Consider the following 24,422-nt stretch of genomic DNA (forward strand, 5'->3'; position numbering starts at 1 on the left):
CATGGAATGGGATTGGGCATTCGTCTGGCAGATCATGCCGACCCTTCTCGAAGGGTTGAAGATCACCGTCCTTGCGACTGTGCTTGGGGCGATCGTTGCCGCGGTCGTGGGCCTGGTCCTGGCAATCGCAAGACGCTCGCCGAGCCCGGCAATTGCCCGTCCGGTCGGACTTCTGGCCGATTTCATTCGCGGTACGCCGCTTCTGGTGCAGCTCTATTTCATTTTCTACGTGCTGCCGGATATCGGCATTCGCTTGTCGCCGCTGGTCGCCGGTGTCATCGGCCTTGGAATCCATTACGGGACCTATGCCGCCGAGGTTTATCGGGCCGGCATAGACAATGTGCCGCGCGGCCAGTGGGAGGCAGCGCGTGCCACCAATCTCAGCATCCGGCAGACATGGATGCATGTCGTGCTGCCGCAGGCAATTCCACCGATGATCCCGGCGCTCGCCAACTATTTCATTGCCATGTTCAAGGAGACGCCGCTGCTCTCAGCGATCACCGTGCTGGAACTGATGAACCAGGCAAAGAGCGTCGCCAATAGCAGCTATCGTTATATCGAGCCGATCACCATGGTCGGCGTGTTCTTCCTGGTCATCAGCCTGATCTCGGTGGTTGCGCTGCGTTTCCTGGAAGAACGTTATGCCCGGGTGGATGAACGATGATGACAGACAATATCCGGTTTGAAATGGCAAGCCGTACGCCCCGCCTCGAAGATCGCCCGCTGGCAAAGCGCATCGGCCTGATCATTTTGGCGACGGACCACACGACCGAGGTCGACTTCCAGCGCATTGTGGCCAGTGAGCGCATCGGCGTCTATGTCACCCGCATCCCCTATGCCAATCCGGTGACGCCGGAAAACCTGCTGAAGATGCAGCCGTCACTAACCGCAGGTGCCGCGTTGATCCTGCCGGACGAGCCGCTCGACGTGGTCATGTATTCCTGCACCTCGGCGTCCGTCGTCATCGGGGATGCGCAGATCGAGGCTGCGGTTCAGGCAGCAAAACCCGGCGTTCCGGTTGTCACACCCACGGATGCGGCTGTCCGTGCCCTGAAGGCTGTGGGTGCCAAGCGAATTTCGATACTGACGCCCTATACCGTCGAAACCAGCCGCCCGATGGCCGCTTATTTCGCCAATCTCGGTTTCGAGATCGACCGCTTCACGTGTCTTGGCCTGACTGATGATCGGGAAATGGCGCGCATTTCACATGTCGAGATCGCCGCCTTCGCCGAAGAAGCCATGGCGCCGGAATCCGATGCATTGTTCATTTCCTGCACCGCCGTTCGCGCCGCAGAGGTCGTTCCCCGTATCGAAAGGGTGCTTGGAAAACCGGTGGTGAGCAGCAATCTCGCGACCGCCTGGGCGTGCATCAGGATCTGCGGTGATGCTGTTTCGCGACCGGATCTCGGCATTCTCATGACCAAGCCCTATCCGGAGCGGTGACAGATGAGCCAGCACCGGCAATTGGTTTCACTCGATGATATCAGGCCTGCGGCCGCTCGCATTGCCGGGCATGTTCTCAACACGCCGACGATGCAGTCTGCGGCACTTGGAGAGCTGGCGGGTGTTCCGGTCCATCTCAAGCTTGAACAACACCAGATCACCGGCAGTTTCAAATTGCGCGGTGCAACCAATGCAATCTTGTCGCTGACATCTGCCGAGCGCGCTCGTGGTGTTGTGGCGGCATCCACCGGCAATCATGGCCGGGCGCTTGCACATGCAGCAAGGGCGCAGGGCGCGGTCGCGACGATCTGCATGTCGCGCCTGGTGCCTGGCAACAAGGTTTCAGAAATCCACAAGCTCGGCGCCGAGGTCCGCATTGCCGGAAATTCGCAGGACGAAGCGCAGGAAGAGGTCGACCGGCTTGTTGCCGATAAGGGCATGGTCAGTGTGCCACCGTTCGATGACGCGGCCGTCATCGCGGGGCAGGGAACGCTTGGGCTCGAAATCGTGGATCAAGTGCCCGAGGTGGAAACAGTGCTTGTGCCGCTATCCGGTGGTGGGCTGGCGGCAGGCGTTGCCTGTGCCATCAAGGCTTTGAGACCAAACACAAGAATCATCGGACTGACCATGGAGCGCGGGGCCGCGATGAAAGCGAGCCGTGATGCGGGGCACCCGGTTCAAATCGAGGAACTGCCGAGCCTTGCGGATTCGCTTGGCGGCGGTATCGGGCTCGGCAATGCGCTGACCTTTGCCATGTGCCGGGATTTGCTGGACGACGTGATCCTTCTATCCGAAGAAGAGATTGCCGCCGGTCTGCGTCATGCCTACGCGGCCGAGCGCGAGATCGTTGAAGGCGCCGGTGCCGTCGGTGTCGCCGCCCTTCTGTCCGGACGGGTGACATCGACCGGCCCCATCGTCGCCATCCTGTCGGGACGCAACATCGACATGGATCTGCATCGCCGGATCATCAACGGCGCGTCCGCCTTGCCCGTAGAGGTGGCGGCATGAGCCGGATGATCATTTTGACAGAGGCAGATCTGCGAGCCGTGGTGAAACTGGATATGGACGCAATTGCTTGCGTGGAAGACGCCTTCCGGGCGCTTGCGACCAAAGCGGTTGTCATGCCGCCAATCCTCAGGCTCGACATTCCCGAACATCGCGGCGAGGTCGATGTGAAGACCGCCTATGTGCCCGGCCTTGATGGTTTCGCCATCAAAATCAGCCCAGGTTTCTTCAACAATCCGGCGATCGGTCTGCCGAGCACCAATGGCATGATGGTTCTTCTGTCGGCAACAACCGGCCTCGTGCAGGCGCTGTTGCTCGATAACGGTTACCTGACGGATGTGCGCACCGCCGCTGCAGGCGCGGTCGCCGCAAAACACCTGTCGAGGCCGGATGCGCGTATTGCCACGATCTTCGGTGCGGGAATGCAGGCACGGCTGCAACTGCAGGCGCTAACCATGGTGCGGCCGATCCACGAGGCACGGATTTGGGCGCGGGACGTGGCAAAGGCGGAAATGACGGCCATCGATCTGACGCGGTCGCTCGGCATCAGTGTTGTCGCCGCGGTTGATTCGCAGCGTGCCATTGCTGGCGCGGATATCGTCGTTACGACGACACCCTCGGAAACGCCGATCCTCAAGGCGGAATGGCTGGAGCCGGGGCAGCACGTTACTGCAATGGGATCCGATGCCGAGCATAAGAACGAGATCGAACCGGCGGCGATTGCCAAGGCCAGTCTCTACGTGGCCGATCGTCTGGCACAGACCCGGCGGCTTGGCGAGTTGCATCACGCAATCAGAACTGGCGCGGTCGCTCCGAATGCGGATTTTCCCGAACTCGGTCAGATCGTCGCCGGTGAGAAGCAGGGGCGCACCGCCCCCAACCAAATCACCATCGCCGACCTCACCGGGACCGGTATCCAGGACACGGCCATTGCAACACTCGCCCTTGCGCGTGCCGGCCTTGCCGGCGCGGGCACGCCATTTGAAAGCTGAGACCGGCAAAGCCGGAGAATGAGGGAGAAAGATGACCCAACCGAACCTCAAATTTTCCCTTGGGGAATACGAGAGGCGTCTCGCCAAGACGCGCAAGGCCATGGAAGCAAAAGGCATCGATCTGCTGATCTGTAGCGATCCTTCCAATATGGCGTGGCTCACCGGCTACGACGGCTGGTCGTTCTATGTGCATCAGGCCGTCATCGTGCCGCCGGGCGGCGAACCGATCTGGTTCGGCCGTGGGCAGGACGCCAACGGCGCCAAGCTGACAGCCTATTTGAAACACGAGAACATTATCGGTTACCCCGATCACTATGTGCAATCGACCGAGCGTCATCCGATGGATTATCTGTCTGCCAAGCTCGTCGAGCGCGGTTACGACAGGCTAACGATCGGCGTCGAAATGGACAATTACTGGTTTTCGGCGGCCGCCTTCGCAGCCCTGGTCAGGCATCTGCCGAATGCCCGTTTCGTTGATGCAACGGCACTGGTCAACTGGCAGCGGGCCGAAAAAAGCGAGACCGAGATCAAGTATATGCGCAACGCTGCCCGTATTGTGGAAGGCATGCACCAGCGCATCTTCGACAAAATCGAGGTCGGAATGCGCAAATGCGATCTGGTTGCCGAAATCTACGATGCCGGTACCCGCGGCGTCGATGGCATCGGTGGTGATTACCCAGCCATCGTGCCGCTGCTTCCGTCAGGCGTCGATGCTTCTGCACCGCACCTGACCTGGGATGACAGGCCGATGAAGCGGGGCGAGGGAACGTTTTTCGAGATTGCCGGTTGCTACAATCGCTACCATGTGCCGTTGTCGCGCACCGTCTTCCTCGGCAAGCCGACACAGGAATTCCTCGACGCGGAGAAGGCAACGCTCGAAGGCATGGATGCGGGACTGGCTGCGGCCAAACCCGGAAATACCTGTGAGGATATCGCCAACGGCTTCTTCGCGGTGCTGAAGAAATACGGCATCGTCAAGGATAACCGAACCGGCTACGGCATCGGCATCTCTTATCCGCCGGATTGGGGCGAGCGCACCATGAGCCTGCGCCCGGGCGATCGGACGGAGCTAAAGCCCGGCATGACCTTCCATTTCATGACCGGGCTCTGGCTGGAAACGATGGGGCTGGAAATTACCGAAAGCATCTTGATTACCGATACTGGCGTCGAATGCCTTGCGAATGTACCGCGCAAACTGTTCGTCAAGGATTGAGCCTGCCATGAACGACACAGGACTTCGACCGTCCCCGATCACGCCAACGGTCGATTTTTCGGCCGAGGGTATCCAGCATGGCTTCCTGCGGCAGCCCTATAGCCGTGACGATTCGGCCTGGGGTTCCGTGATGATCCCGATCACGGTCATCAAGAACGGGGAGGGCCCAACGGCCCTTCTCACCGGCGGCAATCATGGCGACGAATATGAAGGGCCGATTGCCCTGTTCGATCTCGCACGCACATTGCAGGCGGACGACGTATCCGGGCGTGTCATCATCGTTCCGGCCATGAATTATCCCGCGTTCCTGGCAGGCACGCGAACGTCGCCGATCGACAGGGGCAATCTCAATCGCAGCTTTCCGGGCAGGCCCGATGGCAACGTGACCCAGAAAATCGCCGATTATTTCCAACGTGAACTCTTGCCCCTTGCCGACATCGTTCTCGACTTCCATTCCGGAGGCAAGACACTCGACTTCCTGCCCTTCTGTGCCGCCCACATCCTGTCCGACAAGGCGCAGGAGGCGCGCTCCTTCGAACTCGTCGAGGCATTCTCGGCACCTTACTCCATGAAGATGCTGGAGATCGACGCCGTCGGAATGTACGATACCGCAGCAGAAGAGATGGGCAAGATCTTCATCACCACCGAACTCGGCGGCGGAGGTACGGCAACGGCGAAAAGTGCTGGCATTGCCAAGCGCGGCGTCAGGAACATTCTATCCAAGGCCGGGATCGTCAAAGGCGCCCTTGACGTAGCGCAGACACAGTGGCTCGACATGCCGGATGGCGATTGTTTCTGTTTTGCAGAAGACGCCGGGCTCATCGAACCGCTTGCGGATTTAGGCGATACTGTCAGCAGAGGCCAGGCTGTAGCCCTCATCCATCCTGTCGGGCGCACCGGCCAGGCGCCGATCGAAATCTCTGCAAAGATGGATGGTGTTCTCTGCGCACGGCACTTTCCCGGTCTTGTCAAGGCAGGGGATTGCGTCGCGGTCCTTGCAATAACCGTCTGATGGCGGCTGGGGTGCCGCAATGGGTATGGCGCCGTACATCGGCCATGTAAGCGCGATGGAGGCCGTTGTTATTGACCGTTGAATGACCGGCGGGCAGATCCAACCGGTCGTCGCAACACTGTCGATTATAGCCTGATATGGCACTTGGTCGAGATGATCGATACCGGGACCGATAAGCGTTACATCCGCTGCGATGCGGACGGCAAGTTCAAGGAGAGCATCGACGTATCGCGTTCATTGTCGGCGGATGAAGGCTCGAGCCATCCTAGATCAAGTTGATCAGGCGGACCCCCGGATTATTGCAATTCCGTTCCTTATAATAACGATTACGAATCTTGCCTCGGAACAACTGAGGTTCTGTGTGTGTTTCTAGACGTTCAATGGAGAAACAGTATGGGAACCATCACTTGGCAGCCAGTAAAGGTGAAGCGTCGCGACGGCGGCGCGCGTGTGATCACTGGGCCCGACCAGGCCTTGGATTTTCTCGATCACGACTGGGACGGAGCGGAAGGCGAGTTCTACCATGAGGCTAAGCGCAATTGCCGCCGCGCCCTTCAGAAGGCGGTAGACCCGCCAAGCTTTCGTCGGCGCTTTCCTCGACGCTGCTCTTCCGATTGCCTGAGGAGGCCCCAGCCATGGGATCGCTACCCGTGGAACTCATCACTGACAATCCGCATTTTGAAGTATGTTTCCGATGGCATACGCGGAGGTGCTTGAAATGCACGAACTGGACCGGGCAATTGAAATAGCTTTGGACGCGCACGCGGGACAGACCGACAAGGCAGGTGAACCATACTTTCTGCATTGCAATCGGGTTGCGGCTTTGGTCCGCGGGATTGACGAGAAAATCGTGGCTTATCTCCATGACGTCGTCGAAAAGCGGGAAAGATGGACGCTTGAGCGATTGAAAGCGGAAGGCTTCTCCAATGCCATCGTCTCAGCTGTTGATGCCCTAACCAAGCGTGATGATGAACACGAAGCGTTGTTTGTCCGCCGTGCAGCGTCGAATGATCTCGCAAGAGCGGTAAAGCAGGCGGATTTGAAGGACAACCTTCAGCAGGCGCTGGCGAATGAACTCGATACGGCTAAATACAGCGATGGGCTGAAGATATTGGAAGAGGTCAACGAGGACAGGGGGAGCGGCACTCGTGGGGAATGAGGCACCATCGGAAAGGCCTAATCCTTCAGCCAAAGACCGAATTTCAACGCATGGTCTCGTTCAATCTGACCACTACCGTGTACGCTGAACGGGATCAAAAATGGGAAACGCACCTCAAACTGGTGCCATTTTTTCGTCTTCAGCCTCCTCGATTTAAGACTAGGATTATTTCCTAGAGAGGCCGCGGGGAGGCGCTTTTTTTTCAAACAAGAGATGATGTATCCTTTGGAGGAAGATGATGCATATGTCCGATGTCGGGATACCACCTAAAGACCTGAACATGCTTCATGTTCTCGATGTTTGGTATGCTCAGCATCGCATCTCCCGCAAGAAGGCGACTGCTGAGGTAAAAATCCTAATCAACGAATACAAGCGCGGAAACCGCTCGCAGATCATGCTCATCGACGCGTTGATGAACAACACGGAACATTAGCGGTAGCCACGTCGCTGACAGTGGGAACCCGGCACAAAAAGCCGGGTTTCCAGAACACGGTGCGGTCGATGAGTATGTCATTGGACAGGTGTTATCGAATATTGCCCGCGTGGTGGAGCCCCCGCATTTTCAACCGGGCATTATCCATCGTCCGGGCGACATGTTTTTCCACCCCGCATTCGGTTTCGCCAACAAAATGGTCTAATCAGTCCTTCAGCGGTTTGCTCGGCGATCTTCAACTTCCCCACTTGGTGCAACTCGGCAGGGCCGGATTCAATAGGCAAGCCATTTTCAACAAGCAAGGATTAGATGTCGTTGATTGTTTGCTTCTCTGAACCGATCAACAGTGCGTTGCCGCGTATCGTCGTGAGCAGATAGGTAAAGCGATTGGTCATCATCATCCTGACAAGGGGCGGCGACCGTGTGAACAGCCGCCGCCAGCTCGTCAGCCTTCAGCTTTTTGATTGACCACGGAAGTGGCAATCGCGGTGAGCGCCAAATCGGTGGCCTGTTCCTCATCCAGCGTAGATTGGAGAATTTCGGCTGCTTCCTCGTAGCCAAGTTCGAGCGCCCAAGTGCGCAGCGTGCCGTAGCGTGACATTTCGTAATGTTCGACGGCCTGAGCGGCAGCAAGGAGGCCAGCATCAAGGGCAGGGGAGTCTTCGTATTCTTCCATGATTTCGGCACCCTCATCGGTGATGCCCAGGATGGCGTCGCACGTCTTCGCCTCGGGTTCCTCGCCGATCACATTGAAGATGGCTTCCAGGCGGGTCACGTGTATTTTGGTCTCGTCCAGATGCTTTCGAAAAGCGGACTTTAGCTGAATATTCGTCGCCGCTGCTTCCATCTCCGGCAAAGTGTCTACGATCTTCTGTTCGGCGAAATAGACATCTTTGAGCGTGTCGAGGAAAAGGTCTTCGAGTAATTTGGCCATGGGATTGCCTCCTTGGGACATTGCACGGACAGCCGGCAATTGTGTGCCAACAACTTATTGGCGGAACTAATGTTCCGTCTCGCCAAGCCATTCGTACATCGCCAACTTCACGCCTTGGCGGGCCATGTAGACCTGGCGTCCCTACCATTGGAAATCGGTTACGTACCTCAACAATAATGTTTAGTCTCGATGGTTGCCAAAAGCGCTGTTCATGTGGACAGTGCTGTTGCGGCAGGATTGTATTGAGGCAACGACTGTCATGGAAATCCAGATGCTTTGGCGGTTGAAGGTCTTACCAGTTCTCGCCACGCCGTAGCTCCCCCGGCGAGCATCTCTTGCTCGCGGAGGTTCGCTTTTGCATCAATTAGCTCTGCGGTCTCAGCCGCTTGATCAGTGGAGCCGAAGCATGAACAAGGACGATGGTCAGGCCGCCGATCACTATGGCCAGAGCGGCCTGGATCGTCGATGTCGTCGCCCAATGCAGGATTTCGGCGAAGTAGGCGGACACGGTTCCAATTCCTGCCGCTATGCCTTCAATGAAATGCTCGGGCCCGTGATGGCCGAGTTCGGCCATCCCGTGCACCAGAATGCTTCCGCCGACCCAGAGCATCGCAGCCGTGCCAACCATGGCGAGAACGTTAAGAAAGACAGGGACGCCTACCACAAGCCCGCGCCCGAACGTTCGCAGCAGGCCGTGGGATGAACCAGCGAGGGTCAGACCGACGTCGTCGGCCTTCACAATGAGCGCGACGACGCCGTAGACGGCCAACGTGATCAGGATTCCCACGCAAGCTAGCACCGCTGCTTGCGTGTAAATGTTGGACGCCGCAACATTGGCCAACGTCAATGCCATGATTTCGGCGGACAGAATGAAATCCGTCCTTATCGCGCCTGAGACCTTCTGATTCTCCAGTGCGGCCGGATCGGATGTTCCCGATACCGCGGCCTCGTGATCGTGGGCGTCATGAGGGAAGAAGGCTTCGTAGAGCTTTTCGGTGCCCTCATAGCACAAGTAGACGCCGCCGATCATCAAAAGCGGAGTGATAGCCCATGGCGCGAAATAGCCGAGCAAAAGCCCGACTGGCAGGAGGTAGAGAAGTTTGTTCTTCAGCGACCCGAGAGCAATCTTGGCGATGATCGGCAGTTCGCGCGCCGGGGACAGGCCGACGACATATCTCGGCGTCACAGCCGCGTCGTCGATTACGACCCCTGCCGCTTTCGCCCCCGCCTTTGCGGTCTGCGCGGCAATGTCGTCCAGGGACGCCGCGGCCAGCTTGGCGATGGCAGCGATGTCGTCAAGGAGTGCAATCAGTCCTGTGGCCATGTGTCTTTCCGATTGGTTCTGAGAATTATCCCGTCACGGGAAAATGGGCGTATGGAGTCCCGAAAGTCATAGAGCGGACTTGTGACGATATCGCCGTAAACCACCCCGATCGAACCGAGAAGTAGCACGAAAAGCTGCTTTCTGGTCAGGCCCGGCGTCGATGGTTGCTGTCATGGATGCTCCCGCGCCGCTTGGCGCTCTGAATTGCGTTCAGACTATATGGTGCAACGCAGCGGTCCCGGCAACGATCGCATTCGTCCCTGCTGGATGATGAATGCGCGCGAGTTGCCCGTGCTAGCTCTCATGTTTGGATGCCCATTTCGATGCAAGGACTTTTTTACCGCTGAGCGAGTGATCGGGTGCGTACATGTTTCAGACCTCATATTGCGGCCATGACATGCCGCGGGCCGGTATGGTGATACCCGGATCAGATTCCATATCAGTGCAACGAGCTGAGGGCTCGCTGAGAGCTACTGGTTTATCCAACCTCGATCTGCTCGATCATTTGCCCATACGGATCATGTCCTCCTCACATCGCCGGCGCTCCAAATGAAGCAGTCGCCGTCAGCAGACCGCTCCAGTCGGATCTCTGTAGTCTTCATTGCGTGCTAGCTTGGCCCAAATCACCCGTGCCATCTTGTTTGCCATCGCGATCGCTGGCCGACAAGAAGATCGCGAGTTCGCAATACCATTGCGCGAGCTTGCTGGTTGGACGTCTTCACAGCGACGTCCGCATGGTCGGCCGCATCGCAGCTTCTGCAATAGCCTCGGCATCGGCAGCATCGTTCTTCTGGCGCTTAACGAAAGCCTTTACATAGACCGGTGGGATCAGCCGAATGTCATGGCCGAACCCTGCCAACTCGCGCCCCCAGTAATGAGCTGTCCCGCAAGCCTCCATCGCGACTACACAAGGGGGCAGTGCCGCCATGAATTTTGGAAACTGAAGCCGCGAGAGCTTCTTACGAAACAAAACCCGGCCATCCGCTGCTGCGCCGTGAACCTGGAAAACCTGCTTTGCAAGATCGACGCCTACAATGCTAACTTCCTCCATGGATGCCTCCTCCTCTGTTGGTGACTTAACGCATCACCATCTTGGCACACTGCGATGCCGGTGGGAGGGACATCCAACCCATCAGTGCTGTCACGTTTATCCATTGCCAGGTCATGGAGTGCCTGCGTGTCTTCGGGAACTAATTCCGCGGACAGGATGACGCTCAAAACGTCGTGCGAGCAATCTCCTTCGTCGCGGTTTTCGGATGCCGTTCTTTCACCGCGGCAATCAGCGCTTTGGGTTTCACCCCCGGCGTTACGAGTCGTCTGATCGTGGCCGCGATCCCTTCGATCTCACGAAGTTCTTTCTCGCGCATGAGTATTTCCGATGGATAGTCGCCGCGCAGACGTACCCTTCGGTGGGTCGCCCCTACCATGCAAGTCATTGATTTCAAGAAGAAACGCCCTTAACCGCGCAGTTTTTTTGTTTCGAGCCTCGAGTTGATTGGCCGTCGCCGGAGCGATCACGTCAGCTTCGCTGAGTCGCCAAATAAGTCGTGATGCACTCGGATGATTCACTGACATACTCATCAGAAATGGTAAAATCTGCGGACAGTGCCAGCGGCGCAGGCCAGATTCTCGAGTTTGGAGTACAGCACATGAGCGACCCCTATAATCTCTCACGCTTCATCGAGGCGCAGGCACTCGTTTATGACACTGCCCTTAGAGAGTTGGAGCGGGGCCGCAAACAAAGCCACTGGATGTGGTTCATTTTCCCGCAGGTCGCTGGCCTCGGCCATTCGCCAACCGCGATTAGGTTTTCGATTTCCGGGCTGGACGAAGCTCATGCCTATCTCGCCCACCCGTTGCTTGGTGATCGCCTCGTCCAGTGTACCCGCGCGATTAACGTGGTCCCCAATCGCACTGCCCACGAGATATTCGGCTCTCCCGATGATCTAAAACTGCACTCGTCGATGACGCTGTTTCGGGAGACTGCCAACGATCCCGAGCCGTTCCGCACAGCCATCGAGCGCTACTTCGGCGGTAAGGCCGATGCGAGGACCCTCGAACTCCTTAAAGAAGGACTTGGCAGGGCAGGACCTCGATCGTAGGCATTTTATTAGGATTGTTGGCAAAGAGTCCTTGCTTGTAGCCGACCGAATTCGTCGGGAGTGCGTTGTATTCGCGATGTCCGCGCCAGGCGGAGGAAGGTGCTGTCGATTGGGTCGTTCGGCGACGGCGCTCCAATTATTCGCGGGTCTTGAAAACCCCGCTTGCCAATCTCATTTATGGACATCACCCGTTTCGATGGCTTGCCACAGTGACTTCGTCGCGTGGCGTGCTGCCCGGGTCTGCGAAGGGCGCTCTCCAGAAATGGATCGAGCGCCCTTCGTGTTTCACGGTCGGCTTTTCGGGCGACCAATGAAAGCCATCCGCTGGCGCGGCTACCATGCCAGCATTTTCATCACCGCCTTGCGGTTCTTCAGTTCCGTCGCCAGGGACTTCTTCAGGGCATCCATGATGTTCACAACGTTAGAACAATGCCCTCGTCTCGGGGTTCCAGCACGACAGCACGTTCGCGGCGGCCGATTACCACACGCTAATCGAAAAGGAAGAGAGCACTCCGCGGACACTCTAGCCACGAGACGGTAAATTTTAGACAACAGGGGATTGGACAATGATCGCCGGGACGGACCTTCTTCAAATATCCCTTGCTCGCGAGAACGTGGATCGAGCTGCCCTCGAGACGGCAGGCGTTATCGAGCGCGGCCAAGCAGGCGATAAGGCGTGGTCAAACTTTGGACGTGACATGGATACGTTCATACTCAAGCTGCCGGAAGAGCGACGTGCCGCCATGGCCCTTATCATTCAGCAGGCTTCGTTGATGAATGAGACGCCTCCTGAATGCATCGTTCAGATCTGCTCCCAAAAGCGACGCAGAGGCTGCCGAATATGCTGATTGTCAGTCGCGGTCGACGAAACCTGAAGGGCAGGGAGGAGTTAAGCCGTTTTCGAAACGGAGTTTTGAAAATGGCAACTCGCACTCGCGGAAGAAATCAGGATCGAGCGCGTGTCGCAGCCGGACAACATCACGAGCTGAGCTACGAAGCGAAGAAAGAGGTCCTATCGAAGGCTCAGGTGAAGGAAGCCGTGAACGTCGCGGGTGACAACCGGAGTATGGTTGAGGAAAAGCTCGAAAAATGACCGAAAGCGGTACGGACAATTCCTTGCCAGAAGTCCAACGGGCAGAAGTTTCGTTGATGGTAGCTAAGGAGAGCGGCTTTCGCGCGCGGGCGGAAATTGCAAATCGCGGACTGTTGTCCGTTGCAGTTCTGGTATCCTCAATCTCCCCTCTACCGCGGTTCTCGTCCATGCGGCCGTTCGCGCGCAACGGGGGGACGAGATAATCAGCCTCGCCATAACGCCGCGCACGTGGAGCTGCCTCATTCGAATTCCATTCGATCTTCGGTCTCACCCACCCGGTGCTGAGCGACGTACGTCCATCTGCACCATTTGAGGAACTATTCGTCATGTTAAAGATTTATGGCGGATGGAAAAAGCAGAATTCGAAAGCTCGCGATACCGATCGCACTTATCGTGGATGACGAACCCTTGATCCTCATGGACACCGCCGACATGCTCGCGGACGAGGGAGATGTCGGCGTAGAAGCCACGACCGCCGGCCAGGCATACGAATTCCTCAACCGGCATTCTTCGCTCCAGCTTGTTGTCACGGACGTGCACGCCTGGCGAACTAGACGGTTTCGTCCTCGCCCGTGTCGTTGCGGAACGTTGGCCCCACATCTGCGTCGTCATCGCCTCCGGAGCAGCCTGCTGCAGGAGACGTACCCCAAAACGCCACCTTCATTTCCAAGCCGTTGACCCCGGAGTTAGTCCATCAGCTCCTTCGAAAACACTGCGACCATATCAATTCCGCCAAGATGCCATCACGAGAGCTCCGCAACGATGACGACCCGATACTTTTTCGACATCCATAACGGCGACGGTCAGGTGATTGACGATGTCGGCATGCTGATTTCATCAAAGGCAGACTTGCCGAGAGAGGTCGCGCGGATCATGTCGGATATCGCGAGAGACGAGCTTCCCTATGACGAGCATCGCGGGATAGTAACCGTGAAAGTCAGAGACGGCTCCGGCAAGTCGATCTCTGTCGGATCGCTGACATTCACTTACGAAGTGACATCTGAATGACACTTACGAAGTGACATCTGAATGACCGCTTCCCGAGAGTCGTCCCATTACAAGGGGGATTGGTGTACATGTCTATACCCGCCAGTACTGGACGGACCCAAGGTCAGGCTTGGAACAAAAGCGGGGTTATCGCTATCCCTTCTCCTCCACGAGCTGGCCACCCACGCCATCAAGTACGGGGCTTTTTCAAACGATGTCGGACGTGTGTCGGTGAAACGGTGGTGCAAAAGGTGAAGCGGTGTTGTCGCCGAGACGCCTGTCTCGGCTCTACGACACCGCCCTCAAGGAATTGGAGAATGGCCGGAAGCAAGGCCTCTGGATTGTGGTTCATCTTCCCGCAGCTCGAGGGCTTAAGCCATTCTCCATTTCCGGGCTCAATGGCCCATGCCTATCTCGCTCACCCTGTGCTTGGCGGACGGTCTTGAAGATATACCTTTGTAGGTCAACCGCGGTATTACTTTTGCTGCGTATCCAGTTCTGGCACGGGTACGTGCTTGGCCGCAGGTCAAACGATATCGTTGTGTAGTTTACGTGCGTCTCCAAATTCTGCCTCGGGACAAGTTCGCCCGTAAAAGAAGCATGTTTGAACAATGACTTATAGAGGAAGCTATTGGAGTGGAATCGCTATAGACGCTCCGTGTAGGAGGTGATGCGTGCGAGGAGTCTTTCAGGCTGGGCCGGCCGTAATAATAGAGCGCCGCCGTCCGTTCGTCTACTCGGTCGTAAAGCCCAAACGTCCCGGCGTCGGAAAGGCTAAAAGCGGGATCGCTGCCGATGTCCTGATTGTCAGCCTTCGGGATGATTTTTGTGCACAACATGGGCTTCCGTACCGATGAAGTCTTGCACTTCCGGCTGGTCCAGTAGGCAAAACACGTTGTAATAGTGCCGCAGGAAATTAGCGGGAAACTGGCCGGTTTCCTGCTGTTCGCGATATTTGGTGGAAATGGTATGGAGCTTCTCGACCAGCGTGTAGCCGGGCTCGTAGCAGGGAACGGCCAGCACGCGATTATCGATCAGCTCGACGCGCGATGCTGCGTAATTTTAGGCCAGGAGCTGATATCCTTGTCGATATTGGGAGCCACCGTGTCGAAGCCGGCTTCGAGCAACACGCCGTTCTTGAGATCCGATTCGTGCCGGACGTCTCGGGGTAGTAGAGGCGGATGCAGCCACTGCGATACGTCTCATTGTCGAATTCGGTATCGCGCTCTATCTTTTGGATACCGTTGATCGTGATCGTGATCGTGATCGTCTCGGCCAGCCAGTCATAGAAGGCCTTCCGGCTTTCACGACGCGCCGTCTTGTCGTGATTGGGGCCGGTTTTTACGTCCATTGCCTTCCGGGGCGGATCACCCCTTCGAAGATTCATCTGCGGCGGATAGGCAGCGGGGCCCCCCACCCGATCATTTTTCACTGACAGTTTGGACCCAAACGGAAGGCATGGCTTTCTGGTTTTTGCGTTCGGCTGCCCAGCGGCTGGCCAGCTATAGGGTTGCGTGGCTTCATGACTACGCATCGCGGCGGCGCCGTCACCATGATTAATGCGGCATCGGGGGCGTGTCCAAAAACAACTGATGGCTATCAGCAGGTAAGTAGCTGCCCGGGTTGGAAAATCTAATACGAATACATCTGCTGAACGACGGGCCGTCGGTTCGCATCCTCTCACATCAGGATCCTTGTCAATTGTTCATCCGAGTGGCATCGAATTTCTCCTTCGTAGGCAACGGGCTTGGCAATCGGATTCACACACCATGACGGTGCGTTCATATGTACGGCCTTTGAGTGCGGTACATGACCGCTGGCCTCGTTGAGATCCGCGAAACGAGGAGCTAAATCACATCCACGCACTTTAAGTGCAGCGTCGGCGGCTTCACTCGTTCCGGAATTTCGTCCCATGGGTTCATGGCTTGCAGTAGCCCCTGCATCTGCCGGACGACGCCGGCCAGATCAGTTTATCGGTGCCGAGACTCGTCAGATTGTCGCAGCAATTGAGGATGGCTCGGGAGGATTGTAGATCCCGCCCTTAGTCAGAAGGGCCCAGATGATCCGTGCCATCGTGTTGACTATGCGACAGCAGCAACCTTGAAGGGACGCCTGGCGAGCAGCGCTTTCAGCCAAGGTCGCGCGCGGTCACGTTCGGGGCAATCCGCAGAACGGCTGGTGCCGCGAGAACGAGGTGAACACGAAGTTCGGGATTGCCCATTTTGCAGATTCCACCCAATCGCTCCTTACCTCCGCTGGAATGAGGTCTGGGTGTCAGCCCAACCCAAGCAGCAAAGTGGCGCGCCGACTTGAACCCGCCTGGATCAGGAACCAAAGCCTTTATCGTCGCCGCGGTGATGGGACCAACCCCGGGAACCGTCGTTTGTCGGCGCATGCCATAACCAATGCGTTCAATGTAGCGGACGGATCAAGCGGCTCGTCGTCGGCTATTAGCACCCTTCGAATGACATCGTGACCAGGGCAGGGTGTCAGAGGTTGATTCACGGCGAGGCATGTTCCATTCTGCGGCTTGAGACAAGTGCTGCCGGTCTCGTATCCGCAAGAACGGCGCTGCGTCCCTTTTCACACCTTCAGCTCAAGCTTAACGTCAGAAACTAACGTGCTAGTAGATGTTGCTTAAATGCCTCGGCTTCGAGCGGCTTGGCAAACAGGTACCCCTGCAACTCATCACAGCCCCATTGGACGAGTTTCTCTTTGATATCGGCCGTTTCAACGCCTTCGCCGACAATGCGATAGCCGAGTTGATGACCCATCGCGATGATGGAGGCGGTGGCGGTAGCGTACGAAGGCTTGGTCAGTATGCCAGCCACGATGGAGCGCTCGAGCTTGAGCACCGTGGCTGGAAGTTCCAGAAGATAGGCAAGATTGCTGTATCCGCTGCCGAAATCGTCGATTGCGATGGTGACTCCGAGATCTCGGATGGCGATCAATCTGGACAAGATCGTCTCATTTTCGGTGGCTGAGACGTCTTCCACAATTTCGATTTCCAGCCAGCGGGGATCGACGGCATGCTCCGCCATTACGCTGGCGAGTCGTTCCACGAAATCGTCCTCTTCCAGATTGCGGGCACTGACGTTGAATGAACAGCGCATATTAAGGTTTTCCGCCTGCCAGCTGCCGAGCTGCCTACACACTGCATCCATGACCCAGTCGGTCACATCCCGAATCAGCGGCGTCTTCGTAATCAGCGGTAAAAAATTTCCGGGGGTTAAGACGCCGAGCGATGGATGGCGCCAACGCAATAAAGCCTCGGCGCCTTCCCACAATTCGGACTGTGCGTTAACGCGAGGCTGATATACAAGAAAAAGCTCATCTGCGCTAAGCGCACGCGGCATTTCGACAACCAGCGAAAAGGCTTGTCGATGGGCCCCGTCGGCGATCGGATCATAAAGCGCGACACCTCGGGGACTATCACGCGCTTCACGCGCGGCTTGAAGGAGCGTGCGTAAAACCTCGGGAGCAAACAGTTCCGCGCCGGTTATGTTGCGGGCGCCACAGCCAGGTGCGAGCTTCGCAGGAATGCCTGAGCTGGTAATGAACGGCTGGCGCAGTCTCGCCACGACGCTATTAAGGATTTGAAGCGCATCTTTATCCTTATCCAGGCAGAAGGCAAGGTGGGCAGGCCCGACATGATAAACCGTCGCGTTATCAACGGTGAAACGTATCCGTTCCGCGGAGTGGGCGATTTGATCGTAGATATATCCGAGCCCAAGAGCCCGGACGGCGTCGTTTGCCTCATGCATGCCCATCAATTCGATCAACACAACCCACTTGTCCTGCGCCTCGTGCGTGCGGCCGAATTCGGCGAGGTCCGTGAAGAATTGAATGCGGTTAGGCATGTTTGTAGCGGTATCGCGGTGGGTCAGGTCACTGTCCACGCGCATCTGCGTCATCACAAGATCAGCTAGGGCCTGCAGCATATACTGATCTTCGTGCTCGAACCGTCTCGGCTGTTTGTCCATCACACAAATCGTGCCTATGGGATAGCCTTCATGGGTCAGCAGCGGTGCGCCGGCATAAAAGCGAATGTGGGGAGCGCCAACGACGAGAGCGTTGTCGTGAAACTGCGGATCGTCTGGGGCGTTCTCAACGACCAATACTTGTTTAGCCGTCATGGCATGGGTGCAGAAACTCTGAGTGCACGGAGTCTGTGTCAAGTCCGTTCCAAGGCGGGACTTGAACCAATGCCGATCGCCATCGATGAATGTGATCAGGGCAATATCTGTTGCAAAAACCCTCTTGGCGATTCCGGCTATGCGGTCATAAGCGTCCTGACTACCGTCGTTATTCATCAACCCTAGTTCTCGGACGAGTCCGGTGCGGCGCAGTTCGTAGGATTCTAGTGATGGGCCCTCCCGCATTGAGAACTCCCTTTTGTGACGGCAAAATACGCTGCTTCTGCTTTATCGCGGTAAACTACTATCAACCCCCGACACTCAGATTAGTTCGCCAAGGGGGGAAATAAGCCCTTAAATACGTGAGATCCACTACGAGCGTCGCAGGTTTTGCTGCGAGGCTCAGCGACATGTGGCAACAGTCCGCAGGCTATGTCCCCGCCCTCTGTCACGCATCTTGGGACATCTAGGCCATCGACCGATTTCGGCTGACTTCACGGACGATCAATTCTGGCCGAAAGCTGACGCCAGGTGCCACACGGGTAGCCACTTCGGAGACGGGCTATGTTCCGACCATACCATCTGACGACGATTATCCATTAGCCGTCACACCTGAATCCTCTCGGGCCAGACTACAATGACACATTTTCTACAACCTCTAAAAACGACGTTTTTAAAGGCACCCGGCCGCCGCCCGACTAAAGCGACGGGCTTGGTGCTTGGCGTGTCACGGCGCAAAGCTGTTGGCGCATATCAAATAAACATTAGTAGTGGAAGAGATAGGATAGCCAACGTTAGCCCCAGCCCTGTCGTGATGCGTGCCGCCCTGGCTAGCCGGTTCCGTCGTCCATCCCAATCGTAAGTCATTGCTACCCCTCGCTTGTGCACAGACTTGGTGTGGCGCGGCAGAAGGTCAATACCTACAATCCCATAAAATCAACATGATCCGTGCCTCAACGGCGAGGCCTGATCGCGCCAGGCAGGCGAGGCCTCCAACTGGCGATCCGAGGGAGTGGTTCGAAAGCCAGCTGTCTAGCAGCTGCCACGCCGATCTATCATGATCTTTCGCAAGCACACATAGTGGGCGTCGGGAACCTCACGGCCACTCCCCCCGGTTGAAACAGGATAGTCTGCGAACGCGCGAGGGAGTCATGGGACGGCATAGTGAAGTTGTCGCGAACTACATAGCCGACGCCGCTACGCCCCGCGATGACGCTAACGCGTCACGAGCATCTCTCCGACCTCGAAATTCTTGACTATTGACCACGGGGCGGAGGAACGAGTTTCGTTTTATCATATTTTATCTCGTGCCAGAAAGAGGAGAAACCCATGCCGGCGGAGCGACTCTTTGACGTTGCGTTAGTTGGCCGTCGTCTAATCGCGTGAGGCAAGGCAGGGGTCGAGAACCGCGTGTTTGCGATCTTGGATTTCCAACGCGCCCGCCAGAACGACGTGATCGCCTGTCTTCATGCCATTGTCGGAATAGGTGATGCACATCACGCGAATTCCAGTGTCCGGACAGACTGCAAGATACCAGAGGACCTTGTCGGTATGCACGAGCGTAAGCGGACCGGAGATCCAAAGATCAACCCGATCCCGCTGTGGCTGGAAGCCATCCAGTGTCTGTTTGATGGTTTTGCAGGTCGCAATTTCAAGCGGAGTCCCCTCTGGCTCGGCGAGACCTGGCCGCCCAACGTAAAGCGTCTCTTGAGAAAACGCCCGATTGCCGAGCCCCGACCAGCTGACGGCTGCCCATAACGCAACTATCGTCATCGGTCGTATGGTGCCGTACATCCAGAAGCCCGCGATATTTCGCCGCCGTGTCCGTCGTTGATCAACCCAGTTAAGCATCAATAGTTCTCCTCCCAGAATGTCTGGTCTGCCAGCTTCTCTAGGAAATCAAAATGGCGAGAATGTCATTGCAATGGAAGCATGCTGCGGGGCTCACCACCTTGGTTGACTTTTCGCAGCATGAGGACACGAAGTGCGACTGATGTCGCCCGAGTACGTTCGCTCTACCGATTTGGCATCAAATCCTCACGACGATCTTGCCGAATTGTTCGTTCGATTCCAAGTAGCGATGCGCTTCGACAATCTGGTCAAACGGAAAGATTTTGGCGATTTCCGGTTGAAGCTCGCCGGACGCCAGTCCTTCAAGGATGAATGCCTTTGCCGCGTCCAGGCGCACCGGGTCGCCACGATCTCGTGGACGAGGTAGCCGCGCAGCGTCAAGCGCTTGCTCAAGACCGCGAACAGCGGGAAGGGCGCTGGCCTCGGGCGCTAAGCCACGGCTGTCAGTGCCTCGAAGATCGAACCTCCGATGGGATCAAACACCATGCGGGCGCCAGTGGGGGCGGCAATTTCTTTCAGCCGCAGTTCAAGATCCTCCTTGTCGGTCTTCGTGAAGGCCGTTGATCTGGGCTCGTTCGCGGCGGTGGCCGCGGCACTCGGTATGTCCGGACCAACATATACGCCTATTCGAGGAATGCCTGGGAGTGCGTCTGATCAACCGAACTACGCGCCGTCAGAGCCTGACGGACTTCGGGCGCGACTACGACGAGCGATGCCGGCAAATTCTTGCTGAGATCGACGCGGCCGATGCTCTTGCGGCCGAACAGCTATCGGAACCGCGTGGAAGGCTGCGCGTTACGATGCCCGCCCTTCTCGGGCGGCGATGCGTGAGCCCGATTCTCGTGAAGCTTGCGCGGCAATATCCTGCCATGGAACTGGATCTGTCGTTCCGTGATGACATCGCCGACCTTGCCGAGGATGGGTATGATTTGGCCATCCGGACAGGCGGTCTCGAGAATAGGGCGGGATTGATCGCACGACGCATCGCCCGTCACAGCATGGTCGTTTGCGCTTCGCCGGCTTATCTCGAGATCAACGGCAGGCCGCTTAAACTGGAGGACCTCGACCGGCATCACGCCATTCGCTATAGTCGGCCCGGGTGGTCCCATCCCTGGCTGTTTCCGCGTAATGGGCAACCTGCGGCCGAGATCACGCTGAACAGTCGGTTGCGCCTGGACGATCTTGAAGGAATTGCCGATGCCGCGATGGCGGGCATGGGGATCGCCTGGCTTCCCTCCTGGCTCATTCGCGAACGCGTAGAAGCTGGCATGCTCATGCCGCTGTTGCAGGGTGAGCCGGGGCACGTATTTGAGAATTACGCCCTGTGGTTGCGAACACCTCATCTTGCGTGAAAAGTTCGCCTTGTTGTCGATACGCTGGCCACCGAATTGCCGAAGCTGATGATGTAAATATGCCAGCGGCTACTTTTTTGGAACGGGACGCAGTCGCGTTCAACTTGCTCGCGTGCGAGATTGCGTGTCCTCGAATTCTGGCGTGGCCTTTGCAGGGACTTATCAACTGCAGTTGGTGCCGTCCTCCAACACGAGCGTAACCAAGCTGTGGCGTTGCGTGTGCGATCCCATCCGGCTTGGCGGTCTGGGCCGCCGCAATGACGATGTTATAGAGCTGCCGCGCGCTGTCCGGGGACCGGTCCTCGCGTACCCCGTCAAGGCGAGGAACCCACCTCCCACGGACCGGAAGGCGCGCGAGGCAGCAGCCGTTGAGCGCACCGATTGATCTCGCTTGGGACTTCAAGGTGTCGGAGAACTTGACGCAATGGCGTGACGCAGCGGTCACCGCAAGATTGCGATTTTCACAAGCCTGGTAGACGTCCATTGAAACCTTGAGAAAGAAGCCACAAGCTGACCGAAGGCGCCAGTTGACAGTATCGGACCCAATCGCGAACCCCGTTGAATAGCTTTCATAAGGAGATGCGTATATAATCTTAAGGCATCAGTATTTTTTGGGGGTTCTGATGGTTGACGTTACAGCAGCAAGCCCGATCGAAGAAACGCTTGACCCAACCAACTGGTCGGAAGTTGAAGATATAGCGCACAAAATCGTCGATGATGGAGTTAGGTATCTGCGTGACGTCCGCGACCGTCCAGTTTGGCGGGAGATGCCGGCGGAGGTAAGGGTATTCTTCACATCCCCCTTGCCAAGATCACCGGCACGACTGGCTGATGTTTATCGCGAGGTAACCGAAAACGTGATGCCCTATCCCATGGGCAACGTGCATCCGCGCTTTTGGGCCTGGTATATGGGGGCAAGCAATTTTACGGGGGCGCTGGGAGATTTTTTGGCGGCCATCCAAGGCTCGAATGTTGGCGGCGGAAACCATGCGGCCCCAATGGTCGATCAACAACTGGTGGCCTGGTGCAAAGAGATGGTCCGCTTTCCTGTGTCTGCCAGCGGCACGTTGGTGGCCGGCGGCTCGATGGCCAATATTATCGGCTTGAACGTGGCTCGAAATGTGAAGGCGGGCGTCGACGTGCGTGAGCACGGTGTCGCAGCCATGGCGAAGCCCTTGCGTTTCTACGGCTCTGATCAAATTCACAGTTGCCACCGCAAGGGAATGGAGGTGTTGGGGCTCGGGAATCGGGCCCTGCGACGCATTCCAACAGATAGCGCGCTGCGCATTGATCTAACGGCTTTGCGGGCGGCGATTGCGGAGGACCGTGCGGCGGGGCTCCAGCCTGCATGTTTGATCGGCACGGCCGGGACAGTCAATACCGGCGCTATAGACGATCTGCAGGCTCTCGCCAGCTTAGCGGAACAGGAGAACCTCTGGTTCCATGTCGATGGCTGCATCGGCGCTTTCGTCGCCATTGCCCCGTCGAATTCCTATCGCGTTGCGGGCATCGAACGCGCCGATTCCGTTGCGCTCGATCCACACAAATGGCTACACTCGCCAATTGAGGCCGGGTGCGCCTTGATCCGGGATGCCACAGCGCATCGCAATACATTTGCAGTGACACCGGAATATCTGGAGATGACACCACGCGGCCTTGCATCGACCAATTGGCTTTCCGACTACAGCTTGCAGACCTCCCGCGGGTTTCGGGCGCTTAAGGTCTGGATGGCTATCAAGGAACATGGCATCGAGAAGTTTGGTCGCCTGATCGATCAGAATATTGAGCAGGCCCACTATCTCAGCGCACTGGTTGAGGCCGAACCTCTTTTGGAGCTGGTCGCACCGACAAACATCAGCATCGTCTGCTTTCGCTATCGCGCGGAAGGGATGAGCGCCGGGGATCTGAAGGCACTCAATATGGAGATAATGCTGAGACTCCAGGAAGAAGGAACTGCGGTGCTATCGGATACGACAGTTAACGGCGCTCATTGCTTGCGGGTCGCGATAGACAATCACAGAACGCGGCGCAGCGATCTGACCCTGCTGGTCCGGGAAATAATTGGGCTTGGGGACACGATTGTGAAAGAAAGCATGGCTGGCTGACGTTCGAGAGACCGGCGTTGTGAAAGGAACCCACTCTTTACAATGTGTTTTGGTACGTCAAAAATCTAAAGAGCCCGTCATGAACCGCGTTATCTATGTTGTGGGCCTCGTCATTATCGTAATCGCGGACTTGTCATTCTTTGGCCTGCGGTGAAGCCGCCATCCATTGAGTAGCCAATCCAAACGCCGCGGCGACTACCGCGGCATTTTTACACCAAGTGCAGGCCCGGCTTGCGCAGATCGCTACGAAACGGCGCGCGGTAATCCCCAGACCAGAGGCGAGCCCCGACAGGATGACGAGGCCGACGACGGCGCCCATGAGATGCGGCCTCGTGAACTGATACTAGAAGGAAAGCAAATCGGCGACTTTACGAGATCGCGACGCTAAACTCACTTTCGTGACCGGCTGCGCTCGGGAGATGTCTGGGTCGAGGCCAGTCGCTCGTTCCGGCCTGTAGACGAACATCTCATGCCCAAATCCGCTTTCGTTGCACTGAAGCAGGACGACAAGCTCGGCCTTGGCGTCTAGAACGACGGCGTGGCGTGGCTTACCGACGTCTGGCAAATGATGGACTTCAACCTGAAGCGGCCGGCTTGGCGCGCCCGCAATGGAAAAACTCGAGGGCGACAGGATGGGAAACAGCACCTTGATCGTGGCACCGCACGCCAGCGACGAAGCTGCCGGGGCAGAAGTCCGTTCGGCCTTAGCGCAGGGTTTTGAACCGCTCTTGTTCTAACTTCAGCAGGCGGCTATCGACCAGGGTTTGAGCCTTGAATGCGAACACAGTCACTGGATTTCAAGATCATTTGCTTTCGCCGTCTCGAACCACTCGCGATTGCGCTGCTCGTCCTGCACTGCCTTGAGAAAAGGGCTTTCAATCCGGATATCGCATCCTCTTGCAGGGAAGCCAGCTCGTAAGTCGTCTTCTGTCGTCTTCGTTGGTCTACATTGCCTTTAGTATCACGCAGTCAGCCGCTAAATCGGCAAGCGCGACCTTGCTCGGCATTTGCTGGTAGTCCCCACGCACAACAGAGCCAGCTATTAAAAAACTTGGATGTTGGTTTCCACTCAGAACTGAGCCGGTTAGACGCATAAGGGGATGCGGACGAAAACTTGGACCACCAGGAGGTAGTTCATGTATTCCCATGCAGACAGGGTTCGCGCGGTCGAGCTTTATATTCAGCTCGGCAAGCGGGTTAAGGCGACGATCCGCCAATTGGGTTATCCGACCAAGAATGCGCTGAGGAACTGGTACCGCGAATACGAGCAGCATCGAGATC

General features: G+C 57.0%; 21 protein-coding genes and 5 pseudogenes. 15 read left to right on the forward strand and 11 right to left on the reverse strand.

The annotated features are described in order from the left end of the window. Position 1: 1 nt before the first annotated feature. The 8 genes from ehuD to ASC96_RS20170 all read left to right on the forward strand — a co-directional run bounded on the left by ehuD (position 2) and on the right by ASC96_RS20170 (position 7,257). A complete protein-coding gene (ehuD, locus tag ASC96_RS20135) occupies positions 2–664 on the forward strand; it encodes an ectoine/hydroxyectoine ABC transporter permease subunit EhuD (RefSeq protein ID WP_060504919.1) in 663 nt (220 codons plus the stop codon). Further along, complete coding sequence (eutA, locus tag ASC96_RS20140) at positions 664–1,443, forward strand: ectoine utilization protein EutA (protein ID WP_060504936.1); 780 nt, start codon at positions 664–666, stop codon at positions 1,441–1,443. The genes ehuD and eutA overlap by 1 nt, the downstream gene beginning before the upstream one ends. 3 nt (positions 1,444–1,446) lie before the next feature. Further along, positions 1,447–2,451 (forward strand): hydroxyectoine utilization dehydratase EutB, encoded by a 1,005-nt coding sequence (eutB, locus tag ASC96_RS20145; RefSeq protein WP_060504920.1) that lies wholly within the window; start codon positions 1,447–1,449, stop codon positions 2,449–2,451. After that, entirely contained in the window at positions 2,448–3,440 is a 993-nt protein-coding gene (gene eutC / locus ASC96_RS20150; protein ID WP_060504921.1) for an ectoine utilization protein EutC, read from the forward strand. Before eutB ends, eutC begins: the two co-directional genes overlap by 4 nt. Before the next feature lie 31 nt (positions 3,441–3,471). After that, positions 3,472–4,653 (forward strand): ectoine hydrolase DoeA, encoded by a 1,182-nt coding sequence (gene doeA, locus ASC96_RS20155; RefSeq protein ID WP_060504922.1) that lies wholly within the window; start codon positions 3,472–3,474, stop codon positions 4,651–4,653. A gap of 7 nt (positions 4,654–4,660) precedes the next feature. Beyond that, on the forward strand, positions 4,661–5,665 hold the full coding sequence (gene doeB / locus ASC96_RS20160; protein WP_060504923.1) for a N(2)-acetyl-L-2,4-diaminobutanoate deacetylase DoeB: 1,005 nt from the start codon (positions 4,661–4,663) through the stop codon (positions 5,663–5,665). A 718-nt stretch (positions 5,666–6,383) separates the two neighbouring features. Then, the gene (locus ASC96_RS20165) at positions 6,384–6,824 is read left to right on the forward strand and encodes an HD domain-containing protein (RefSeq protein ID WP_060504937.1); all 441 of its coding nucleotides are present in this window, start codon (positions 6,384–6,386) and stop codon (positions 6,822–6,824) included. A 244-nt stretch (positions 6,825–7,068) separates the two neighbouring features. Next, complete coding sequence (locus ASC96_RS20170; RefSeq protein ID WP_244482207.1) at positions 7,069–7,257, forward strand: hypothetical protein; 189 nt, start codon at positions 7,069–7,071, stop codon at positions 7,255–7,257. 445 nt (positions 7,258–7,702) lie between these two features. On the opposite strand, the gene ASC96_RS20175 is transcribed toward ASC96_RS20170, so the two are convergent. The 4 genes and pseudogenes from ASC96_RS20175 to ASC96_RS32850 all read right to left on the reverse strand — a co-directional run bounded on the left by ASC96_RS20175 (position 7,703) and on the right by ASC96_RS32850 (position 10,882). Further along, positions 7,703–8,191, reverse strand: a complete 489-nt coding sequence (locus ASC96_RS20175; RefSeq protein WP_060504925.1) for a ferritin-like domain-containing protein — start codon at positions 8,189–8,191, stop codon at positions 7,703–7,705. A 364-nt stretch (positions 8,192–8,555) separates the two neighbouring features. Beyond that, a complete protein-coding gene (locus ASC96_RS20180) occupies positions 8,556–9,515 on the reverse strand; it encodes a DUF808 domain-containing protein (protein WP_060504926.1) in 960 nt (319 codons plus the stop codon). A gap of 647 nt (positions 9,516–10,162) precedes the next feature. Then, positions 10,163–10,566, reverse strand: a pseudogene (locus ASC96_RS20185) (transposase); the annotation flags it as partial. 163 nt (positions 10,567–10,729) lie between these two features. After that, entirely contained in the window at positions 10,730–10,882 is a 153-nt protein-coding gene (locus ASC96_RS32850; protein WP_156397678.1) for a hypothetical protein, read from the reverse strand. Between the two features lie 282 nt (positions 10,883–11,164). Between ASC96_RS32850 and ASC96_RS20190 the strand changes: the two genes are divergently transcribed. Together ASC96_RS20190 and ASC96_RS20200 are read left to right on the forward strand one after the other, a co-directional pair. Continuing rightward, positions 11,165–11,617 (forward strand): DUF1810 domain-containing protein, encoded by a 453-nt coding sequence (locus ASC96_RS20190; RefSeq protein WP_060504938.1) that lies wholly within the window; start codon positions 11,165–11,167, stop codon positions 11,615–11,617. 841 nt (positions 11,618–12,458) lie between these two features. Further along, a complete protein-coding gene (locus tag ASC96_RS20200; protein ID WP_060504928.1) occupies positions 12,459–12,710 on the forward strand; it encodes a DUF3606 domain-containing protein in 252 nt (83 codons plus the stop codon). A gap of 324 nt (positions 12,711–13,034) precedes the next feature. Here the strand turns inward: ASC96_RS20200 and ASC96_RS20205 are convergent, their stop codons facing one another. Further along, positions 13,035–13,217, reverse strand: a complete 183-nt coding sequence (locus ASC96_RS20205; protein WP_060504929.1) for a hypothetical protein — start codon at positions 13,215–13,217, stop codon at positions 13,035–13,037. A 255-nt stretch (positions 13,218–13,472) separates the two neighbouring features. Between ASC96_RS20205 and ASC96_RS20210 the strand changes: the two genes are divergently transcribed. Then, positions 13,473–13,718, forward strand: coding sequence for a hypothetical protein (locus ASC96_RS20210; protein ID WP_060504930.1), 246 nt, complete (start codon positions 13,473–13,475; stop codon positions 13,716–13,718). 786 nt (positions 13,719–14,504) lie between these two features. On the opposite strand, the gene ASC96_RS20215 is transcribed toward ASC96_RS20210, so the two are convergent. The 5 genes and pseudogenes from ASC96_RS20215 to ASC96_RS32015 form a co-directional block, all read right to left on the reverse strand. Further along, the gene (locus tag ASC96_RS20215; protein WP_060504931.1) at positions 14,505–14,720 is read right to left on the reverse strand and encodes a hypothetical protein; all 216 of its coding nucleotides are present in this window, start codon (positions 14,718–14,720) and stop codon (positions 14,505–14,507) included. 966 nt (positions 14,721–15,686) lie between these two features. Continuing rightward, positions 15,687–16,089: pseudogene (locus ASC96_RS34435) on the reverse strand (transposase); the annotation flags it as partial. A gap of 223 nt (positions 16,090–16,312) precedes the next feature. Further along, positions 16,313–18,010: an EAL domain-containing protein gene (locus ASC96_RS20225; protein WP_060504933.1), complete on the reverse strand. Its 1,698-nt coding sequence runs from the start codon at positions 18,008–18,010 to the stop codon at positions 16,313–16,315. Positions 18,011–19,207: 1,197 nt separating this feature from the next. Beyond that, positions 19,208–19,684 carry a hypothetical protein gene (locus tag ASC96_RS20230; RefSeq protein WP_060504934.1) on the reverse strand — a complete coding sequence of 159 codons (477 nt, stop codon included), beginning with the start codon at positions 19,682–19,684 and terminating at the stop codon, positions 19,208–19,210. Positions 19,685–19,862: 178 nt separating this feature from the next. Continuing rightward, positions 19,863–20,230, reverse strand: a pseudogene (locus ASC96_RS32015) (zinc-binding dehydrogenase); the annotation flags it as partial. Between ASC96_RS32015 and ASC96_RS20235 the strand changes: the two are divergent. Next, positions 20,169–21,036 (forward strand): annotated as a pseudogene (locus ASC96_RS20235) (LysR substrate-binding domain-containing protein). The pseudogenes ASC96_RS32015 and ASC96_RS20235 sit on opposite strands and share 62 nt — an antisense overlap. Positions 21,037–21,659: 623 nt before the next feature. Continuing rightward, positions 21,660–23,141, forward strand: a complete 1,482-nt coding sequence (locus ASC96_RS20240; protein ID WP_060504939.1) for an aspartate aminotransferase family protein — start codon at positions 21,660–21,662, stop codon at positions 23,139–23,141. A gap of 133 nt (positions 23,142–23,274) precedes the next feature. On the opposite strand, the gene ASC96_RS32855 is transcribed toward ASC96_RS20240, so the two are convergent. Continuing rightward, positions 23,275–23,460, reverse strand: a complete 186-nt coding sequence (locus ASC96_RS32855) for a hypothetical protein (protein WP_156397681.1) — start codon at positions 23,458–23,460, stop codon at positions 23,275–23,277. Between the two features lie 32 nt (positions 23,461–23,492). Here ASC96_RS32855 and ASC96_RS33970 point away from each other — a divergent pair. Continuing rightward, positions 23,493–23,833 (forward strand): annotated as a pseudogene (locus tag ASC96_RS33970) (Tn3 family transposase); the annotation flags it as partial. 444 nt (positions 23,834–24,277) lie between these two features. Then, on the forward strand, positions 24,278–24,422 hold a 145-nt coding region (locus ASC96_RS32025; RefSeq protein WP_156397682.1), incomplete at its 3' end, for a transposase.

The organism is Rhizobium sp. Root1204 (assembly GCF_001424965.1).
Classification (GTDB): domain Bacteria; phylum Pseudomonadota; class Alphaproteobacteria; order Rhizobiales; family Rhizobiaceae; genus Pararhizobium.